The sequence below is a fragment of the Thioalkalivibrio sp. AKL12 genome (assembly GCF_000377925.1).
Classification (GTDB): domain Bacteria; phylum Pseudomonadota; class Gammaproteobacteria; order Ectothiorhodospirales; family Ectothiorhodospiraceae; genus Thioalkalivibrio; species Thioalkalivibrio versutus.
Genome location: NZ_KB898891.1, coordinates 104,393 through 121,024, shown reverse-complemented (window position 1 = coordinate 121,024; position 16,632 = coordinate 104,393). Strand labels below are relative to the sequence as shown.

General features: G+C 66.9%; 15 protein-coding genes. 6 read left to right on the top strand and 9 right to left on the bottom strand.

Annotated elements, in window-relative coordinates:
• Nucleotides 1-282 precede the first annotated feature (282 nt).
• From D579_RS0103085 to arsC, 3 genes are read right to left on the bottom strand one after another with little or no spacing between them, the layout of a single operon-like run.
• Nucleotides 283-639, bottom strand: a complete 357-nt coding sequence (locus D579_RS0103085) for a DUF2069 domain-containing protein (RefSeq protein WP_018143910.1) — start codon at nt 637-639, stop codon at nt 283-285.
• Nucleotides 636-1,247: an NAD(P)H:quinone oxidoreductase gene (gene wrbA, locus D579_RS0103080; RefSeq protein ID WP_018951081.1), complete on the bottom strand. Its 612-nt coding sequence runs from the start codon at nt 1,245-1,247 to the stop codon at nt 636-638. The genes D579_RS0103085 and wrbA overlap by 4 nt, the downstream gene beginning before the upstream one ends.
• On the bottom strand, nt 1,244-1,600 hold the full coding sequence (gene arsC / locus D579_RS0103075; RefSeq protein WP_018143908.1) for an arsenate reductase (glutaredoxin): 357 nt from the start codon (nt 1,598-1,600) through the stop codon (nt 1,244-1,246). The genes wrbA and arsC overlap by 4 nt, the downstream gene beginning before the upstream one ends.
• Before the next feature lie 23 nt (nt 1,601-1,623).
• Here arsC and D579_RS0103070 point away from each other — a divergent pair, with 23 nt between their 5' ends.
• Nucleotides 1,624-1,914 carry an acylphosphatase gene (locus D579_RS0103070; RefSeq protein WP_018951080.1) on the top strand — a complete coding sequence of 97 codons (291 nt, stop codon included), beginning with the start codon at nt 1,624-1,626 and terminating at the stop codon, nt 1,912-1,914.
• Between the two features lie 15 nt (nt 1,915-1,929).
• Here the strand turns inward: D579_RS0103070 and D579_RS0103065 are convergent, their stop codons facing one another.
• The 6 genes from D579_RS0103065 to D579_RS0103040 all read right to left on the bottom strand — a co-directional run bounded on the left by D579_RS0103065 (nt 1,930) and on the right by D579_RS0103040 (nt 7,300).
• Nucleotides 1,930-2,532, bottom strand: coding sequence for a hypothetical protein (locus D579_RS0103065; protein ID WP_018951079.1), 603 nt, complete (start codon nt 2,530-2,532; stop codon nt 1,930-1,932).
• Between the two features lie 88 nt (nt 2,533-2,620).
• Entirely contained in the window at nt 2,621-2,926 is a 306-nt protein-coding gene (locus D579_RS0103060; protein ID WP_018951078.1) for a HigA family addiction module antitoxin, read from the bottom strand.
• The gene (locus D579_RS0103055; protein WP_026289428.1) at nt 2,926-3,204 is read right to left on the bottom strand and encodes a type II toxin-antitoxin system RelE/ParE family toxin; all 279 of its coding nucleotides are present in this window, start codon (nt 3,202-3,204) and stop codon (nt 2,926-2,928) included. The genes D579_RS0103060 and D579_RS0103055 overlap by 1 nt, the downstream gene beginning before the upstream one ends.
• 72 nt (nt 3,205-3,276) lie before the next feature.
• The gene (locus D579_RS0103050; protein WP_026289427.1) at nt 3,277-5,139 is read right to left on the bottom strand and encodes an SLC13 family permease; all 1,863 of its coding nucleotides are present in this window, start codon (nt 5,137-5,139) and stop codon (nt 3,277-3,279) included.
• Nucleotides 5,140-5,211: 72 nt separating this feature from the next.
• A complete protein-coding gene (locus tag D579_RS0103045; RefSeq protein WP_018951075.1) occupies nt 5,212-6,924 on the bottom strand; it encodes a proline--tRNA ligase in 1,713 nt (570 codons plus the stop codon).
• A 34-nt stretch (nt 6,925-6,958) separates the two neighbouring features.
• Nucleotides 6,959-7,300 (bottom strand): phenylpyruvate tautomerase MIF-related protein, encoded by a 342-nt coding sequence (locus D579_RS0103040; protein ID WP_018649775.1) that lies wholly within the window; start codon nt 7,298-7,300, stop codon nt 6,959-6,961.
• 286 nt (nt 7,301-7,586) lie between these two features.
• Here D579_RS0103040 and D579_RS0103035 point away from each other — a divergent pair, with 286 nt between their 5' ends.
• From D579_RS0103035 to D579_RS0103015, 5 genes are all read left to right on the top strand, one after another.
• Nucleotides 7,587-8,612: an efflux RND transporter periplasmic adaptor subunit gene (locus tag D579_RS0103035; RefSeq protein ID WP_018938748.1), complete on the top strand. Its 1,026-nt coding sequence runs from the start codon at nt 7,587-7,589 to the stop codon at nt 8,610-8,612.
• Nucleotides 8,609-11,914 (top strand): efflux RND transporter permease subunit, encoded by a 3,306-nt coding sequence (locus tag D579_RS0103030; protein WP_018951074.1) that lies wholly within the window; start codon nt 8,609-8,611, stop codon nt 11,912-11,914. The genes D579_RS0103035 and D579_RS0103030 overlap by 4 nt, the downstream gene beginning before the upstream one ends.
• 402 nt (nt 11,915-12,316) lie before the next feature.
• Nucleotides 12,317-12,535 (top strand): hypothetical protein, encoded by a 219-nt coding sequence (locus D579_RS0103025; protein WP_018143900.1) that lies wholly within the window; start codon nt 12,317-12,319, stop codon nt 12,533-12,535.
• 42 nt (nt 12,536-12,577) lie between these two features.
• Nucleotides 12,578-12,784, top strand: a complete 207-nt coding sequence (locus D579_RS0103020; RefSeq protein ID WP_018176042.1) for a hypothetical protein — start codon at nt 12,578-12,580, stop codon at nt 12,782-12,784.
• A 28-nt stretch (nt 12,785-12,812) separates the two neighbouring features.
• Nucleotides 12,813-16,604: a PAS domain-containing protein gene (locus tag D579_RS0103015; RefSeq protein WP_018951073.1), complete on the top strand. Its 3,792-nt coding sequence runs from the start codon at nt 12,813-12,815 to the stop codon at nt 16,602-16,604.
• The last annotated feature ends 28 nt before the right edge of the window (nt 16,605-16,632 follow it).

The following is a 16,632-nucleotide window of genomic DNA, read 5'->3' as shown; positions in this document are numbered from 1 at the left end:
GCCGCGGGCGCAAGGACCTTCAGGGCTGCCGCCTCCGTTGTCCGTCATCCCGGCCGGAGCGCAGCGCAGAGCCGGGATCTCCAGCGCACGAGAACCACCGTGGGTAGATCCCGGATCACCGCTGAGCGGTGTCCGGGATGACGGGCATGGGCGCGGGGCACTGCACACCGCGATGCCGTTCCGGACGATCGGCTCCAACCAATAGTTTCGTTTTTCTACCCTTCCCTTCTGCCTGTGAGACGCCCTTGCCCTTCTGCGTGCGCTTCGTGGTGGATGGAAAAGTCAGGAAGCCATCTGGCGGGCGCGGCGGGCGTCCAGCTTGACGTAGAGCAGGCAGCCGGCGAACCAGGCGAGGCTGGCGGTGGTCATCAGCACGCCGTAGAGCCGGGCGTCCGCCGCGGCGGCCAGCGTGATACCGAGGGTGATGTAGGCCAGCGCCAGCAGGCTGGACCAGGCGTGGGTGTAGCGGCGTCCGTGCAGCATGCCGCGCAGCGGGAACATCAGCGGCAGGACCAGAACGACCAGCGCCACGGCGATCGGAACGATCTCCGGCGGGTCGATCCAGGTCGTCCAGATCAGGATCACGCCCAGCAGGCCGAAGTAGGCGATCAGCGCCAGCGCGCGGGCCGCGAGGATCATGCGTCGTCTCCGGCCTGGAGCCGCAGGGCAATGCGGCCGACGCGTTCGCCCAGCGCGCCGGCAATGCGCTGCTCTTCGCGCGTGACCGGGTGTTCGCCCTGTCCCCCCGCGACGTGGCTGGCGCCATAGGGCGAGCCGCCGCTCGTGGTGGTGCTCAGTTCCGGCACGGTGTAGGGCACGCCCACCCACAGCATCCCCTGGTGGATCAGCGGCATGGCCATGGTCAGCAGGGTGGTCTCCTGCCCGCCATGCTGGGTAGCCGTGCTGGTGAACAGCCCGAACGGCCGATCCACCAGCCCGCCGCTGGCCCAGAGACCGCTGGTGCCATCAAGGAAGTGTTTCAGCGGTGCGGCCATGTTGCCGAAGCGGGTGGGCGACCCCATCACCAGTCCGGCGCATTCTTCGAGGTCGCGGGTCTCCGCGTAGGGCGGGCCGTCGGCGGGGACCGCCGGGGCGTCGCCGGCGATGTTGGTGCTCACCGGCGGGACGGTGCGCACGCGGGCGACCGCACCGGCGCGCTCCACGCCACTGGCCACGTGGCGGGCCAGTTCTGCCGTCGCCCCATAACGGCTGTAGTACAGCACGAGGATCTCGGGGGCGGCGCTCACGACAGGATCTCCAGGACCTGTTCCGGCGGGCGCCCGATACGGGCGTCGTCGCCGTGGACGAGGATGGGGCGCTCGATCAGTTTCGGGTGCTGGACCATGGTCTGGATCAGCGCCTCGTCGTCCATCTCGGCATCCTTCAGGCCCAGCTCGCGGTATTCCGCCTCGCCGGTGCGCAGAAGGTCGCGTGGCGCAATGCCGAGCTTGTCCACGATCGCGCGCAGGGTGGCCGCGTCCGGCGGGGTCTTCAGGTATTCGACGATCTGCGGTTCCACGCCCTGTTCGCGCAGCAGCGCCAGGGTCGCACGCGACTTGCTGCAGCGCGGGTTGTGGTACAGCGTAGGGGCATCGGACATGAATCCACTCCGGAGGACGACAAATGACGGAGACCAATGATAACCATGCCCGCCGCTGGCGTGTGAGCGGCCAGGTACAGGGCGTGTTCTTCCGCGCGTCCACCCGCGACGAGGCGAAACGCCTGCGCCTGACCGGTTATGCCCGCAACCAACCGGACGGCAGCGTGGAGGTGCTGGCCGTGGGTCCGCGCAAGGCACTGGACGCGCTGGAGGAGTGGCTGGCGGACGGCCCGCGTATGGCGCGGGTCGACGCGGTGGAGGCCGAGGAGTTGCCGCCGCCCGACCCGGCGCCGGGAGACTTCTCCACCGGTTGACCCGATGGCGCGTCACTAGCGCCGCAGCGGGCGGCCCGGTGGCGGAATGACCTGGACGAAGGCACGCACGTCGCGCAGCCGGTGTGGCCCGTCCGAACGAATGCGGGACTCGGTCCCCTGCATCCAGTCGCCGTCCCAGGCGACGCGTGCGGCCCCGGTGCGGGAATGGCGCGGCAGGTCGATCAGCAAGAGGCCGTCTTCATAGGCGACGTCGAGCTCGCTGCGATAGCGCTCGGCGTGGACCTCGACGCTGCGGGTCTCGCCACTGGCAAGGGTAAAGCTTGTCGGCTCCAGCGCCCGGTCGCGACCGCCGATGCGCAGGGTCCCGCCGCGCAGGCTGACGCGGATCAGGTCCCCCGGCAGTCCCGCATCGCCGCTGCGGATGGCCGCGACCTGCGCCGCCCGTTCGGCCGCCAGGGCCGTCTCCTGCTCGGCCTCGGCCTGCAGGCGCGCCTCGCGCGCCTTCTGCACCGATTCCCAGGCGCGGATGGCCTCGACACGCTCGGCCTCGCCCATCGTGTCCCACTGTTCCTCGCTTACCCCGTAGATCCGCGGGCTGCAGGCGATGAGCAAGAGAAGCGGCAGCAAGATGACTGCAAGGGAAGGCAGGTTGCGCATGATCGGGGGTCTCGGTTGGCCGGACAGTCAGTCTCGGCGATGCCTGCTGTACTGTCCCTGAACCGAACGCATGTCGAGGGTCCCGAGGTCAGGCGGCGTCGAAGCGGATGGGTTGGACCGGGTCAAGATCGACCCGCTTGCGAGCGCACCAGAGATCGTGCGCATCCTGCATCGCGAGCCAGCTTTCAGCCGTTCGTCCCAACGCCTTCGATAGTCGCAGGGCCATTTCTGGGGTGATGCCGCTCGATCCCTTCAGGATCCGTCCCAGCGTCGACGGGGCCACGTCGAGCCGCTCGGCCAGCCGACGGGCGCTGAGGTTGAAAGGCTCCAGATACACCTCGCGGATGAACTCGCCGGGATGCGGAGGATTGTGCATGTGGGTGGTGCTTTCCATCAGTGGTAGTCCTCGTAATCCAGCAGATACGCTTGGCCATCACGAAACTCGAACGTCAATCGCCAGTTGCCGCTGACACTAATCGACCAGCGTGGCGGATCGAGTCCTAGGAGCTTGTGCAGCCGAAAGCCAGGAACATCCATGTCGTCGATGACGGTAGCGGTCTCCAGGGCGATCAACAGCATTCGTAGCCGCTTCGCATGCCGATCCTGTATTCCGGCTGTGGAGCCGGATTGATAGAACCGCTTCAGTCCCTTGTGGCGGATCGTCTTGATCATGGTTCGAGTGTAGCGGTTTGCGCAACGCGCAACAAAGATTCCGAGCGCCGGCGTCTCGCTGATCGGGTCTGTCTAGAAGATCAGGTTGATCACGAGCAGCGAGACGACCATGAAGAGCACGGTCATCAGGGAGCCGGCGCGCAGGTAGTCGGCCACGCGGTAGCCGCCGGGGTCCATGATCAGGGCGTTGACCTGGTGGGTGGGCAGGATGAACGAGTTGGAGGCGGCGATCGCGACGATCAGTGCAAAGACCCGTGGATCGGCGTCGATGCCCATGCCCTGGGCGACGCTCGCGAAGCTGACCGCCAGCGGCACCAGCAGCACGGTGGCGCCCACATTCGACATCACCAGCGTGAAGAAGGTGGTCAACAGGAAGACCGCGACCTGCAATACCCAGACCGGCATCCCCTCCAGCTGCTGCATGCCGTTGGTCGCGATCCACTCCCCGGCGCCGGAGTTCTCCACCGCAAGCCCCAGCGGGATCAGCGAGGCCAGCAGAAACACCGTCTTCCAGCTGATGCCGCGATAGGCCTCGTCCATGCTGATGACGCCGCTGAAAATCATCCCCAGTGCGCCGCCCAGCAGGGCCAGCGCCAGCGGCAGGTCGGTGAACAGCACGAGCCCCAGCCCCAGCGCGAGCGACCCGAGCGCAGCCAGCGGCCGGTGGGTCTTCGAGGCCTCCTGCTTGCGCCGCGGATAGCGGCTGGTCACCACCACGAAGTCGCGGTTGTCCTCCAGCGCCTGCAGGTGCTCCCATGGGGTATGCACCACCAGCGTGTCACCGGCCTTCAGCGGGGTGTCCGGGACCTCTTCGATGATCAGGTCGTCGCCGCGCTGGATGCGCAGGACCGAGATGCCGTAGGTGCGGCGCATGCCCTTGTCGCGCACGGTCTGTCCGATCAGCTCCGAGCCGGGCGGCACGATGACCTCGGCGATCCCGCCATGGCGGGCCGACAGCACGCGCGCAAACACATCCAGCTCGTCCTTGAGGACGGTCCCGGTACTGTCGCAGGTCTTCTCGATGGTGGTGACCGGTCCGAGGATGGCCAGGTGCGCCCCGTGCTTCAGTTCCACGTCGCGGTTGGGCTCGATGCGGGTCTCGTCATCGCTGGTCACGCCGACGACGTGTACGCCAAAGGCCGCTTCGAAATCGCCCACCGTGCGTCCGGCCAGCGAGCTGTCCTCGCCCAGGCGCGCCTCGCGCACGCCGAAGTCCATGCCATAGACCTCGCGGAACCAGGCGGAAGTGGTCTGCACCCGGCTCTCGTCCGGGTCTTCCGTCTGCGGATCGCGGGCGGGCAGAACCCATTTCCCGAGCACCGCGAAGTACAGGATCAGGGTGGCCAGCAGAGCCAGCCCGATGGGCGTCACGTCGAAGAGGCCAAAGCCCTCGACATCCCCGGGTAGCAGGTCGTTGAGCAGGATCAACGGGCTGGAGGCGACCAGTGTGAGTGTGCCCCCGACGATCGCGGCAAAACCCATCGGCATCAGCAGGCGCGAGCGCGGGATGCGGGCGGCAGCACCAATGCGATTGATCACCGGCATGAACAGCGCGGCCGCGCCGATGTTCTGCATGAAGCTGGTCACGATGCCCACGGCGCCCGAGGTGGTCGCCATCACCCGGCGTTCCGTCTTCCCACCAAACCGCAGGATCAGGTCCGCCAGGCGGTTCATCACTCCGGAGCGGTCCAGCCCCGTGCCGATGGTCATCACCGCGATGATCGCGATGACCGCGTTCGAGGCAAAGCCGGAGAAGAGCGCCTCGCCCTCGACGATCGGCGCGACCCCCGGCACCAGCGCGACCATCCCCAGCAGGAACAGCACACTCAGCGCCGCGAGGTCGATCCGGATCACCTCGGTCACGAACAGCAGGATCGTCAGCCCCAGCAGGCCGAACACGATCCCCATCTCCAGCGTGAACGCTATGTGTTCCATTGCACCCGGCGCTTGCCGCGCGTGGCGGCGTTTCGGATCAGCACATCATGAACCGCAGACAAAGCGCGTGCCTCATCCCCGCAGGCGTTCGCGCAGGGTGTCGATCAGGTTGTCGAGCGGCAGGTGTTCGGCCTCGGGGGCGCGGCGGTCCTGGTACTCGAGTTCGCCGGCGTCCAGGCCGCGTTCGCCAATGACGATGCGGTGCGGGATGCCGATCAGCTCCATGTCGGCGAACATCACGCCGGGGCGCTGTCCGCGGTCGTCCAGCAGGACCTCGAAGCCGGCTGCCTGCAGGTCGTCGTGGAGCTTCTCCGCTGCCTCGCGCACGCGCTGGGATTTCTTCGCGCCGATCGGGCACAGCGCGATATCGAAGGGCGCGATGGCGGTGGGCCAGCAGATGCCGCGCTCGTCGGAGTTCTGCTCGATGGCCGCCGCCACGACGCGCGAGACGCCGATGCCATAGCAGCCCATGGTCACGACCTGTTCGCGGCCGTCCTCGTCCAGCACCCGGGCGCCCAGGGCCTGGCTGTACTTGTCGCCCAGCTGGAAGATGTGGCCGACCTCGATGCCGCGACGGATCTCGATCGCCCCGGAGCCGTCCGGGGCCGGTTCGCCCTCGGTGATGTTGCGCAGGTCCGCGCTCTCCGGTTGCGGCAGGTCGCGGCCCCAGTTCACGCCGGTCAGGTGGTGGCCGTCCGTGTTGGCGCCGACCACGAAGTCGGCCATGCCCAGCATCGCCTGGTCGGCCAGCACCGGGATCGGGCTGCCCACCGGGCCCAGCGAGCCGGGGTCGGCGCCGAAGGCGGTGCGGATCTCGGCCGCCTCGGCCATGCGCAGCGGTTCGGCGATCCAGGGGTGCTTCTCGGCCTTGACCGCGTTCAGTTCGTGGTCGCCACGCAGCACGATGGCGACCAGGTCGGCGTCGATCTCTTCGGAGGCGGCCACCACCAGGGTTTTGACCGTCTGCTCGGTCGGGATGTTCAGGAACCTCGCCAACTCGTCGATGGTGTGTACGTCGGGTGTGGCGATCTTCGCCATCTCCGTGCCGGGTGCCGGGGCCGGGTCCGGCTGAGGGCAGGGGGCCAGTTCGACGTTGGCGGCGAAGCCGGCCGGGGAGAAGGCGATGGCGTCCTCGCCGGAGCTGGCGAGGACGTGAAATTCGTGCGACGCATTGCCGCCGATGGCGCCGGTGTCGGCCTCCACCGCGCGGAAGTCCAGCCCGCAGCGTTCGAAGATGCGGGTGTAGGCGGCGTGCATCTGGCGGTAGGTCTCGGCCAGCGAGTCGCCGTCGATGTGGAACGAGTAGGCGTCCTTCATCAGGAACTCGCGCGCGCGCATGATCCCGAAGCGCGGGCGGCGTTCGTCGCGGAACTTGGTCTGGATCTGGTAGTAGTTGATCGGCAGCTGGCGGTAGCTGCGGACCTCGCGGCGTACCAGGTCCGTGATGACCTCCTCGTGGGTCGGGCCGAAGCAGAAGTCCCGGTCGTGACGGTCCTTCAGGCGCAGCAGCTCGGCGCCGTAGAAGTCCCAGCGCCCGGATTCCTGCCACAGCTCGGCGGGCTGCACCGCCGGCATCAGTACCTCCAGCGCACCGGCGCGGTTCATTTCCTCGCGCACGATGCCCTCGACCCGGCGCAGCACGCGCAGCCCCAGTGGCAGCCAGGTGTACAGCCCGGAGGCCAGCCGGCGGATGTAGCCGGCACGCAGCATCAGCTGGTGGGAGACGATCTCGGCGTCGGCCGGGGTTTCCTTCAGGGTGTTCAGCGGGAATTGCGAGACGCGCATCGGGGGCAGTCCGTGGTTGATGGCTGGAAAGGGTTCAGAACGTGGTGCCGTTGGTGCCCCAGAAGTGGCGCGGGGCATCGGCGAATTCGATATAGACGCGGGCGGGTTCGATACCCAGCTCAGCCTGCAGGGCGTCGCACAGCTTGCGCGACAGCTCGCGGGTCAGGCCCTCGGGCAGGCCGATGCTCTTGAGCTCGCAGTAGGCGAGCGCATCGGTACTGCCGCCAAAGCACATGGCCGGGTTATGCGTGCAGGCCACCATCACGTAGCCCTCGGGCTTGCCCAGCCAGTCGGCGACCTGCGCGGACAGGCGCTGGCTGAGGCCGGTGGCATCGTCCGGCAGGGCGGTATTGGTCTCGACTCGCAGCAGCGGCATGGCGTCCTCCAGATCTTGTGTGGTTCCCGGATCGGTCGCCATGATACGGGGAGCGCGGGTGCGCTGCAGCGTCCCGGCGAGTCGCCGGGGTGGGTGAAACCCTTGTCAGGGTGGCTATACTCGCTGCGAGGGAGCGGACCGGTCGCGGGAGGATGCGCCCGGATTGCGTTCAGCATCAGGAAATAATAAATTAGAAAAAGCTAATATATGGAGCCGGGACGAGTGCAAGACGGCCCATCCCCGGCGACCTCACCAAGCAAGGAAAGACCCCATGACACGAATCCGGATGCGCCACACCCTGTGGGCCCTGCTGCTGTTGCCGTTTGCGGCCCAGGCGGAGCTGCCGTTCGACACGGCCACCGCGGAACGCCAGACGATTGCCCAGGAACGCATCCTGGATGGCCGCGTCGAGGCGGTGCAGCGGTCCACGATCTCCGCCCAGACGTCCGGGCGCATCCGCGAGATCTACGTGGACGTGGATGACTTCGTCGAGGTCGACGAGCTCCTGGTTCGGGTCAGCGATACCGAGCAGCAGGCTCGTGTGAGCCAGGCAGAGGGCGATCTGGCCGACGCCCGCGCCCGCTTCAACGAGGCGCGTTCGGAGTTCGACCGGATTGAGGATGTGTTCGAGCGGGGGGTGGTCTCGCGCTCCGAGTTCGACCGCGCCGAGGCCGCGCTGGGTTCGGCGCGTGCCCGCCTGCGCTCGGCCGAAGGTCGGGTCGAGGAGGCCCGCGAGCAGCTCGGCTACACCGAGGTGTATGCGCCGTACTCCGGGATCGTCACCGAGCGTCATGTCGAGGTCGGCGAATCGGTCAGCCCGGGTTCACCGCTGCTGTCCGGGATCAGCCTGGATCAGTTGCGCGTTGCCGTGGATGTGCCGCAGCGCCTGATCCACAACGTGCGCGAGCGGCGCAGTGCCGAGGTCCTGCTGAACGGGGACCGGGTGGCGGCCGAGAGTCTGACTATCTTCCCCTATGCCGACCCGGCCAGCTCCACCTTCCGGATTCGCGTGAACCTGCCGGAGCAGCAGGACCTGGGCCTGTTCCCCGGCATGTTCGTGAAGACCGCCTTCGTGGTGGAGGACGTTGAACGCCTGCTGGTGCCGGTGGAGGCCGTGGTCTATCGCAGCGAGGTTATTGCCGTGTACGTCGTCGATGAGGACGATCGGGTCGCGTTCCGCCAGGTGCGGGTCGGGCGCCAGCATGACGGCATGATCGAGATCCTCGGCGGTCTGGACGACGATGAACGCGTGGCGCTGGATCCGGTGCATGCGCAGATCTATCTGAAGGAACATCAGCAGGTGAACCGATGAGCGATGCCGGCACGGAGGGGGCGTCCGAGCGCATGGGGATCTCCGGGCGCATTGCCAAGGCCTTCCTGACTACCCAGATCACCCCGCTGCTGGCCCTGATCGGTCTGCTGCTGGGGTTGTTCGCGATCCTGGTCACGCCGCGCGAGGAAGAGCCGCAGATCAACGTGACCATGGCCGATGTGTTCATCCCGTTCCCGGGGGCGAGCGCGCAGGAGGTGGCCCAGCTGGTGGCCACGCCGGCCGAACAGGTGCTCTCGGAGATCGAGGGCATCGACGACATCTATTCGACCTCGCGCCCGAACATGGCGCAGATCACCATCCAGTTCGAGGTCGGCGAGGATCGCACCGCGGCCCTGGTGCGCCTGTACAACCAGGTGTTCTCCAACCAGGACTGGCTGCCCCAGGGGCTGGGGGTCGGCGAGCCGATCATCAAGCCGATGGGGATCGACGACGTGCCGATCGTCAACGTGACCCTGTGGACCGAGGACCCCGAGCGCGGCGGGCACGACCTGCTGCGCGTGGCGCACGGCATCGAGGCCGAGCTCAAGCGGGTGCCGGGCACCCGCGACATCTACACCGTCGGTGGACCCGATCACGTGGTGCATGTGCGCTTCAAGCCGGAGACCCTGGCGGCCCACAACCTGTCGGTGGACGACCTGCGCGACAGCCTTCAGGCCTCGAACTTCTCGCGCGATGCTGGCCGGCTGTACCAGGACGACGAGGAAATCCTGATCCAGGCCGGCGACTTCATCACCGAGCCCGAGGCGTTCGCCAGCCTGGTGGTCGGGATGCACGAGGATCGCCCGGTCTACCTGTCGGATGTTGCCGAGGTGGTACAGGGCCCGGCCTATGCCACCGAGCATGTGCGCTTTGCCCATGGCGCCGCCGCGGGGGATCGCGCGCGCCTGGGTGATAGCCATCCGGCGGTCACGGTCGCGATCGCCAAGCAGCCGGGGACCAATGCCCCGGATATCGCCGATGCCTTGGTCGAGCGGCTGGAGCAGTTACGCGGGACCTACATCCCGGACGGCATCGAGACGACCATTACCCGCAATTACGGCCAGACCGCGGACGACAAGGCCAACACGCTGATCCAGAAGCTGATCCTGGCAACCGCCTCGGTGGTCATCCTGGTGTGGATCGCGCTGGGCTGGCGCGAGGCGTTTATCGTTGGCGTGGCGGTGGTGATCACCCTGGCGATCACGCTGTTTGCCTCCTGGGCCTACGGCTTCACACTTAACCGGGTGTCGCTGTTCGCGCTGATCTTCTCCATCGGGATACTGGTGGATGACGCCATCGTCGTGGTCGAGAACATCCACCGGCACATGGCCAAGGGCGGCAAGAAGTTCATCGAGGCGATTCCGCTCGCGGTGGACGAGGTGGGCGGACCGACGATCCTCGCGACCTTTGCGGTGATTGCGGCACTGTTGCCGATGGCCTTCGTGACCGGCCTGATGGGCCCGTACATGAGCCCGATCCCGATCAACGCCTCGATGGGGATGATCATCTCGCTGGCGGTGGCCTACGTAGTCACGCCCTGGCTGACCTACAAGGTCCTGCGTCGCCAGGCCGAGAAGCATGAGCATGCCGCGCCGGCCAGTGGTGGTCATGGCGCGGAGGGCGAGAGCGCCTCGGCCGGGCTGATGAAGCTCTTCAACACCCTGCTGCTGCCCTTCCTTGGTACTGGCGGACGCAAGAAGGTCAACCGCCTGGCGCTGTGGGTGGGCACCCTGGTGCTGATTCTGGCCTCGGTGTCGCTGGCGTACTTCCAGCTGGTGGTCATGAAGATGCTGCCGTTCGACGACAAGTCGGAGTTCCAGGTGGTGCTGGACATGCCGGAAGGGACCAGCCTGGAACGGACCTCCCGCGTGCTGGCGGAGATGGGGGACTACCTGAAGACGGTCCCCGAGGTGCACAACGTGCAGACCTACGCGGGCACCGCGGCGCCGATCAACTTCAACGGCCTGGTGCGTCAGTACTACCTGCGCGAGGGCTCGCACGTCGGCGACATTCAGGTGAACCTGGTCGATTCCTACGAGCGCGATCGCAAGAGCCACGCGGTGGCCCTGGGCGTGCGCGAGGCGATCAACGCGATCGCCGATCGCCATGGCGCGGCGGTCAAGGTGGTCGAGGTCCCGCCGGGACCGCCGGTGATGTCGCCGATCGTCGCCGAGATCTACGGACCGGACTACGACGGCCAGATCGAGATCGCCCGGCAGGTGCGCGAGCGTTTCGAAAACACCGAAGGCCTTACCGATATCGATGATTCGGTCGAGTATCCGGGGCAGAAGAAGATCCTGCAGGTCGACCGCGAACGCGCCGCGCGCTTGGGCGTGTCGCAGCAGGCGGTGGTGCAGGCGATCGAGACCGCCCTGTCGGGTGAGGACGTGACCTACCTCTATGGCTCCAACGTAAAGTACGCGGTGCCCGTGCGCCTGGAGTTCGAGCAGGCCGAGAAGGGCAGCCTGGACCCGGTGCTCGGGCTCAAGGTGCGCTCGCGCGACGGCACGCTGGTGCCGCTGTCCGAGGTCGTCAACGTCGTCGACTCGAGTCTCGAGCACTCGATCCACCACAAGAACCTGCTGCCGGTGGTCTACGTGATGGGCGACCTGGCCGGTGGGCTGGATAGCCCGCTGTACGGCATGTTCGACATGTTCTTCGGCCTGCGCGACCAGCCCATGGCCTACGACGAGCCGCTGGAGCAGCTGTTTATCAGTCAGCCGGACAACCCCTATAACTTCTCGCTCAAGTGGGACGGCGAGTGGCAGGTGACCTACGAGACCTTCCGCGACATGGGGATCGCCTACTCGGTGGGGCTGCTCCTGATCTACCTGCTGGTGGTGGCTCAGTTCCGCTCGTACATGGTGCCGCTGATCATCATGGCGCCGATCCCGCTGACCGTAATCGGGGTGATGCCGGGGCATGCCTTCATGGATGCCTTCTTCATGGACGCCAAGTTCACCGCAACCTCGATGATCGGGATGATCGCGCTGGCCGGGATCATCGTGCGCAACTCCATCCTGCTGGTGGACTTCATCAACGAGGAGATTCGCCGCGGCGTGGATGTGATCGAGGCGGTGGTGCACGCCGGCGCGGTGCGCGCCAAGCCGATCGTGCTGACCGGCCTGGCGGCGATGGTCGGGGCCGGGTTCATCCTCGACGACCCGATCTTCTCCGGCCTGGCGATCTCGCTGATCTTCGGCGTGTTCGTCTCCACGCTGCTGACGCTGGTGATCATCCCGGTGCTGTACTACCTGTACGTGCGCACCCGGGTCGACCTGATCCGCGCCCAGACGGCCTAAGCCAAACCGGTCATCGCGAGGAGCGCAGCGACGTGGCGATCTCCGTGGGCGGCCCCGGCGCCGGCTAGGGCGAACGTCGGGGGTTTCGTCCGGAGATTACTCGCTGCGCTCGCCCTTCGGGCCGGCCTGCGGCCGTTCAACGCGCTTCGCACTTTTGTGCCACGGCCCCTTCGGGGCCTCGCAATGACGGGGGTAGCGGGCACCGTCATCGCGAGGAGCGTAGCGACGTGGCGATCTCCGTGGGCGGCCCCGACGTCAGCCCGGTCGGACGTCGGGGGTTTCGTTGGGAGATTGCCACGGCCCCTTCGGGGCCTCGCAATGACGTGGCTGGAGTCCGGCGTTTTCGCCATCGGTGCGCGACCGGCTACAATCGGCGCCATCTAACCGAATGGGAGTCGCTCGATGGATGTCGAGATGGGAGAGAACGGCCTGAATGTCCTCGGGATCAGCCGTGAGCAGTGCGCCACCCTGGTCGAGGTGCTGAAAGCCAGCGAGGACCAGCGCTTCATGGAGGACCCCGAACTGCGCAAGCTGTTCAAGCTGCTGGCCGTACTGCAGAGCGATCTGTGGGACGACATGACCGCCGGGGAATTCGACTTTACCCCCTACAAGAAACAGTAGCGTTCACTGGCGTCGCTCCAGGCGCCTGCACCGGAGCCGTCCATGCCCGACAATGAATCCCGCCGGCCGTCCAATTTCGTGATCGGCAATATCTTCCTTGGTGCTGCCGCCATCATGCTGTTTTTCTTCGTAACGCTCTGGGAGGTCCTCGGGGTGTTCGCGCTGCTCATGTGGATGGGGCTGGCCGCCATCGGGGTCTACTTCATCGTGAAAGACAAGGACATCAACCCGGGCGGCCCGCCGAACTGACCCGTTGCATTCGTTACAGCCAACGGCCGTGAACCCGGCCCCGGCATCGCCGGGGCTGGCGCGTTTGCGGGGCGAGTTTCTCGAGTCCCTGGCCCAGCGGGTTGCGGAACTGGAGCGGCTGTCCCGGGCCCTCGACGGTTCGGCCCAGGATGGCGACCGGCTGACCACGCTGTACCGCGAGGCCCAGACCCTGGCGCAGGCCGCCCAGATCTTCGATATCGGGTTGATTCGCGCGGTGGCTGAATCGCTGTGTGCCGCCCTGGCCGGCGTTCGTCGTGCCCCGGCCGGGCCGGATCGCGACCTGATCCATGCCGGGGTTCGGCGCCTCGCGATGAGTGTTGAGGCCTACCGGCAGCGTGCGCGTCCGGTCGCGCAGGCCCGCATGCAGCCCTTGGGCGGGCGCCCGGCCGAAACGCGGGTGTGCCTGATCGACGACGGTGGCGAGGCCGGCGACGAGATCGCTCGCATGCTCGACGAGCAGGGCTTTCGCGTGACGCGGGGTGAAATGGGTGGCACTGGGACCGATAGTGCCCCTGAGGACGCCCCTTTATCCGCCGTGGTGCTGTGCGCCGATACCGTGGCCACGGACGGTGGCGGGTTGCTCGGCTTGGGGGCCGCGTTGGGTAGCGGTCTGCCGGTGCTGGCTGTTGCGCGCAGCTGGAGTTCCGGGGCGCGACTCGAATGCGTGCGCCAAGGCGTGGCGCGTTGTCTTGATCATCCGCTGGCCACGGACACCCTGATCGAGCAGTTGATACAGATCGGCGGCCTGATCGTCGATTCGGACTACCGCGTGCTGCTGGTCAAGAATGATGCGGCCGACGGCGGCCTCGAGTCGTACCTGACTGGCGCCGGTCTGGGTGTCGCCACCGCCTCCGATCCGGAGGTCGTCCGACGTCATCTGCGCGAGGCCGGCGCGGATGTGGTCGTCCTGGATCTGGAGGGGCTAGCCGAACCGGTGGAGTCGTTTGTCGCGTTGCTGCGCACCCGGGACAATGGTGGCGCGATCCCGCTGCTTCTGTTGACCGAGGATCCCAGTCGGATCAATCACCTGATGACGTTGCATCCAGGGGTTGCCGGGGTGTTCCTGAAGCCGGTGGAGCCGGCGCGAGTCGCGGCAACCATCACCGCGCGGGCGCGCCAGATGCGCCAGATTGACGGGGTCAGCCAGGCCTATCGGGATGCGCTGTACGAGCGCGAGCGCGAGCACGTGGCGGTCAACGAGCACTCCCTGGTCAGCATCGCCGATATCGCCGGCAATATCATCTACGCCAACGAGCGGTTCGCGCGGGTGAGCGGCTACGCCGTGTCCGAGCTTATGGGGTGCAACCACCGGATCCTGAAGTCCGGGCAACATCCGCCGGAGTTCTACGCCGACTTGTGGGAGACCATTGCCGCCGGCCAGATCTGGCGGGGCGAGGTGTGCAACCGGGCGCGCAGTGGATCGCTGTACTGGGTGGAGACCACCATCGTCCCGTATCTCGGAAGCAACGGTCGTCCCTACCAGTACGTGTCGATTCGCACCGAGATCACCCACGTGAAGCATCAGGAGCACCGCCTGCGCTCGAGCCAGATCTTCGCCAACATGGGGACCTGGGAGTGGGCGCCGAACCGCGAGGCGCTGGGCTGGTCGGAGCGCATCCCGCCGCTTCTGGGCTATCCCGAGGGCGGGCTGGAGCCGACGGTCTCCAATTTCTTGGATGCCGTGCATCCCGATGATCGCGCCCGGGTACGCACCGCCATCGCCAGCAGTCTACGCCGCGGTTCCTACCTCGAGCTGGAACACCGGGTGATGTGGCCGGACGGGTCGGAACACTGGCTGCTGGAACGTGGCGACGTGGTGCGCGGCCAGGACGGCGAGATCCTGTACATGCTGGGCGTGATGCAGGACATCACCAAGCGCAAGAATTCCGAGCTGGCGCTGTCCGACCTGTCCACCCGCCTGCTGGAGTCGCAACGGCTCGCGCGTATCGGCAACTGGGAGATGGATGCGCTTGATGGGCGGATCACCTGGTCCCGGGTGCTCCGCGAGATCTTCGAGCTGGATGCCGAAGACGCGCCGCTCGAACGTGACGACTACCTGAACCTGGTTCACCCGGAGGACCGCCATCAGGTCGAGAGCTTCCTGGCTGGCGTCGGCGAGAGTCGGCACCACGAGATCAACCACCGGGTGGAGCTGCCCGGCGGACGCATCCGCTTTGTCCACATGATCGCGAGCGGACGCTTCGATAGCGACGGCCGATTGACGCACGTCGGCGGAAGCTTGCAGGACATCACCGAGCTGCACCAGGCGCAGGAACACCTGGCGTTGTTCCAGCGCATCTTCGAAGCCTCCGAACAGGGGATCGAAGTGGTGGATCGCGAAGGCCGCTTCGTCTACGTCAATCTGGCTGCTCTGGAGATGCTGGGCTACCGTTCGGAGGAGTTGCTGGGCCGGGATTTCCACGAGCTGGGGATCATCCCGGCGGAGAACAAAAAGGAGGAGCAAGAGATCGACCAGGTGCTGGCCGAGGGCGGGGCCTGGACGGGCAAGCTGCCCCAGCGCTGTGCCAACGGGGCCGTGTTTATTACGGCCAGCACTATCGGCGTGGTGCGCGATGCCCGCGGGGAGCCGCAATACGGCTTCAACATCTTCAGTGATTTTACCGACGAATTGCGCCGTCGCTCGGAGCTCCATCGGGCCCGCGAGACGGCCGAGGCGGCCAACCGCGCCAAATCCGACTTCCTTTCCAACATGAGCCACGAACTGCGCACGCCGATGAATGCCGTTCTCGGCTTTGCCCAGTTGCTGGAGAGCGATCCGGCGCTGGATGGACACCAGCGTGGCCACCTGGAGGAGATCACGCGCGCGGGCCGGCACCTGCTGGACCTGATCAACGAGATCCTGGACCTGGCCCGGATCGAGGCCGGTCGCATGCAGGTCGATCCGGAGCCGGTGGCGCCGGGTCCGGTGCTGGAGGACTGCCTTTCGTTGCTTGCGCCTGTGGCGCGCGAGTATCGGGTGGATCTGGAGCCGGATCAGTTGCCCGAAGTCATGCTGGAGGCCGATCCGCGGCGTCTGAAGCAGGTGCTCCTGAACTTGCTCTCCAACGCGATCAAGTACAACCGGCCAGGCGGAAGCGTACGCGTGAGCTGCGAGCCGTCAGAGGCCGATGTGCGGATCGCCATCCACGACAGCGGGCCGGGGCTGAACGCGGAGCAGTGCCGGCGGTTGTTCCAGCCGTTCGAACGGCTGGCGGCGGAGGAGCAAGGGATCGAGGGCAGCGGTGTCGGGCTTGCGGTTACCCGCAATCTGGTCGACCTGATGGGAGGCGAGATCGGGGTCGACAGCGTGCCGGGGGAGGGCAGTACCTTCTGGTTTCGTCTGCCCCGGGCCCGTGACCGGATGCCGTCCGGCACCGGGGACGATGCGGCACTGCCCGGCGGCTCCGGCGCGCCGGGCGACTGCCGCGTGCTCTGCATTGAGGACCACGATGCCAACCAGCGTCTGATGCGCGAGATGCTCAAACAGCAGGGCGCGGCCGACTGCCGCATGGCGGAATCCGCCGCCGAGGGACTCGACATGGCCCTGCGGGATCCGCCCGAGCTGATCCTGCTGGACCTGAACCTGCCGGTGATGGATGGGTTTCAGGTGCTGCGCGCGTTGCGGGCCGAGCCGGAGCTGGCCGCGATCCCGGTAATTGCGGTGACCGCCGATGCCACGGATGCCACGCGCCAGCGGGCCGAACAGGCCGGTTTCAACGACCTGTTGACCAAGCCGATCGGTGCGAGTGACCTCCTGCGGGCGCTGGATCACTGCCGCGCGAGTCGCCCGGACGGTTGACCCCGCGAGGGAGTGCGTCGCGCACGTC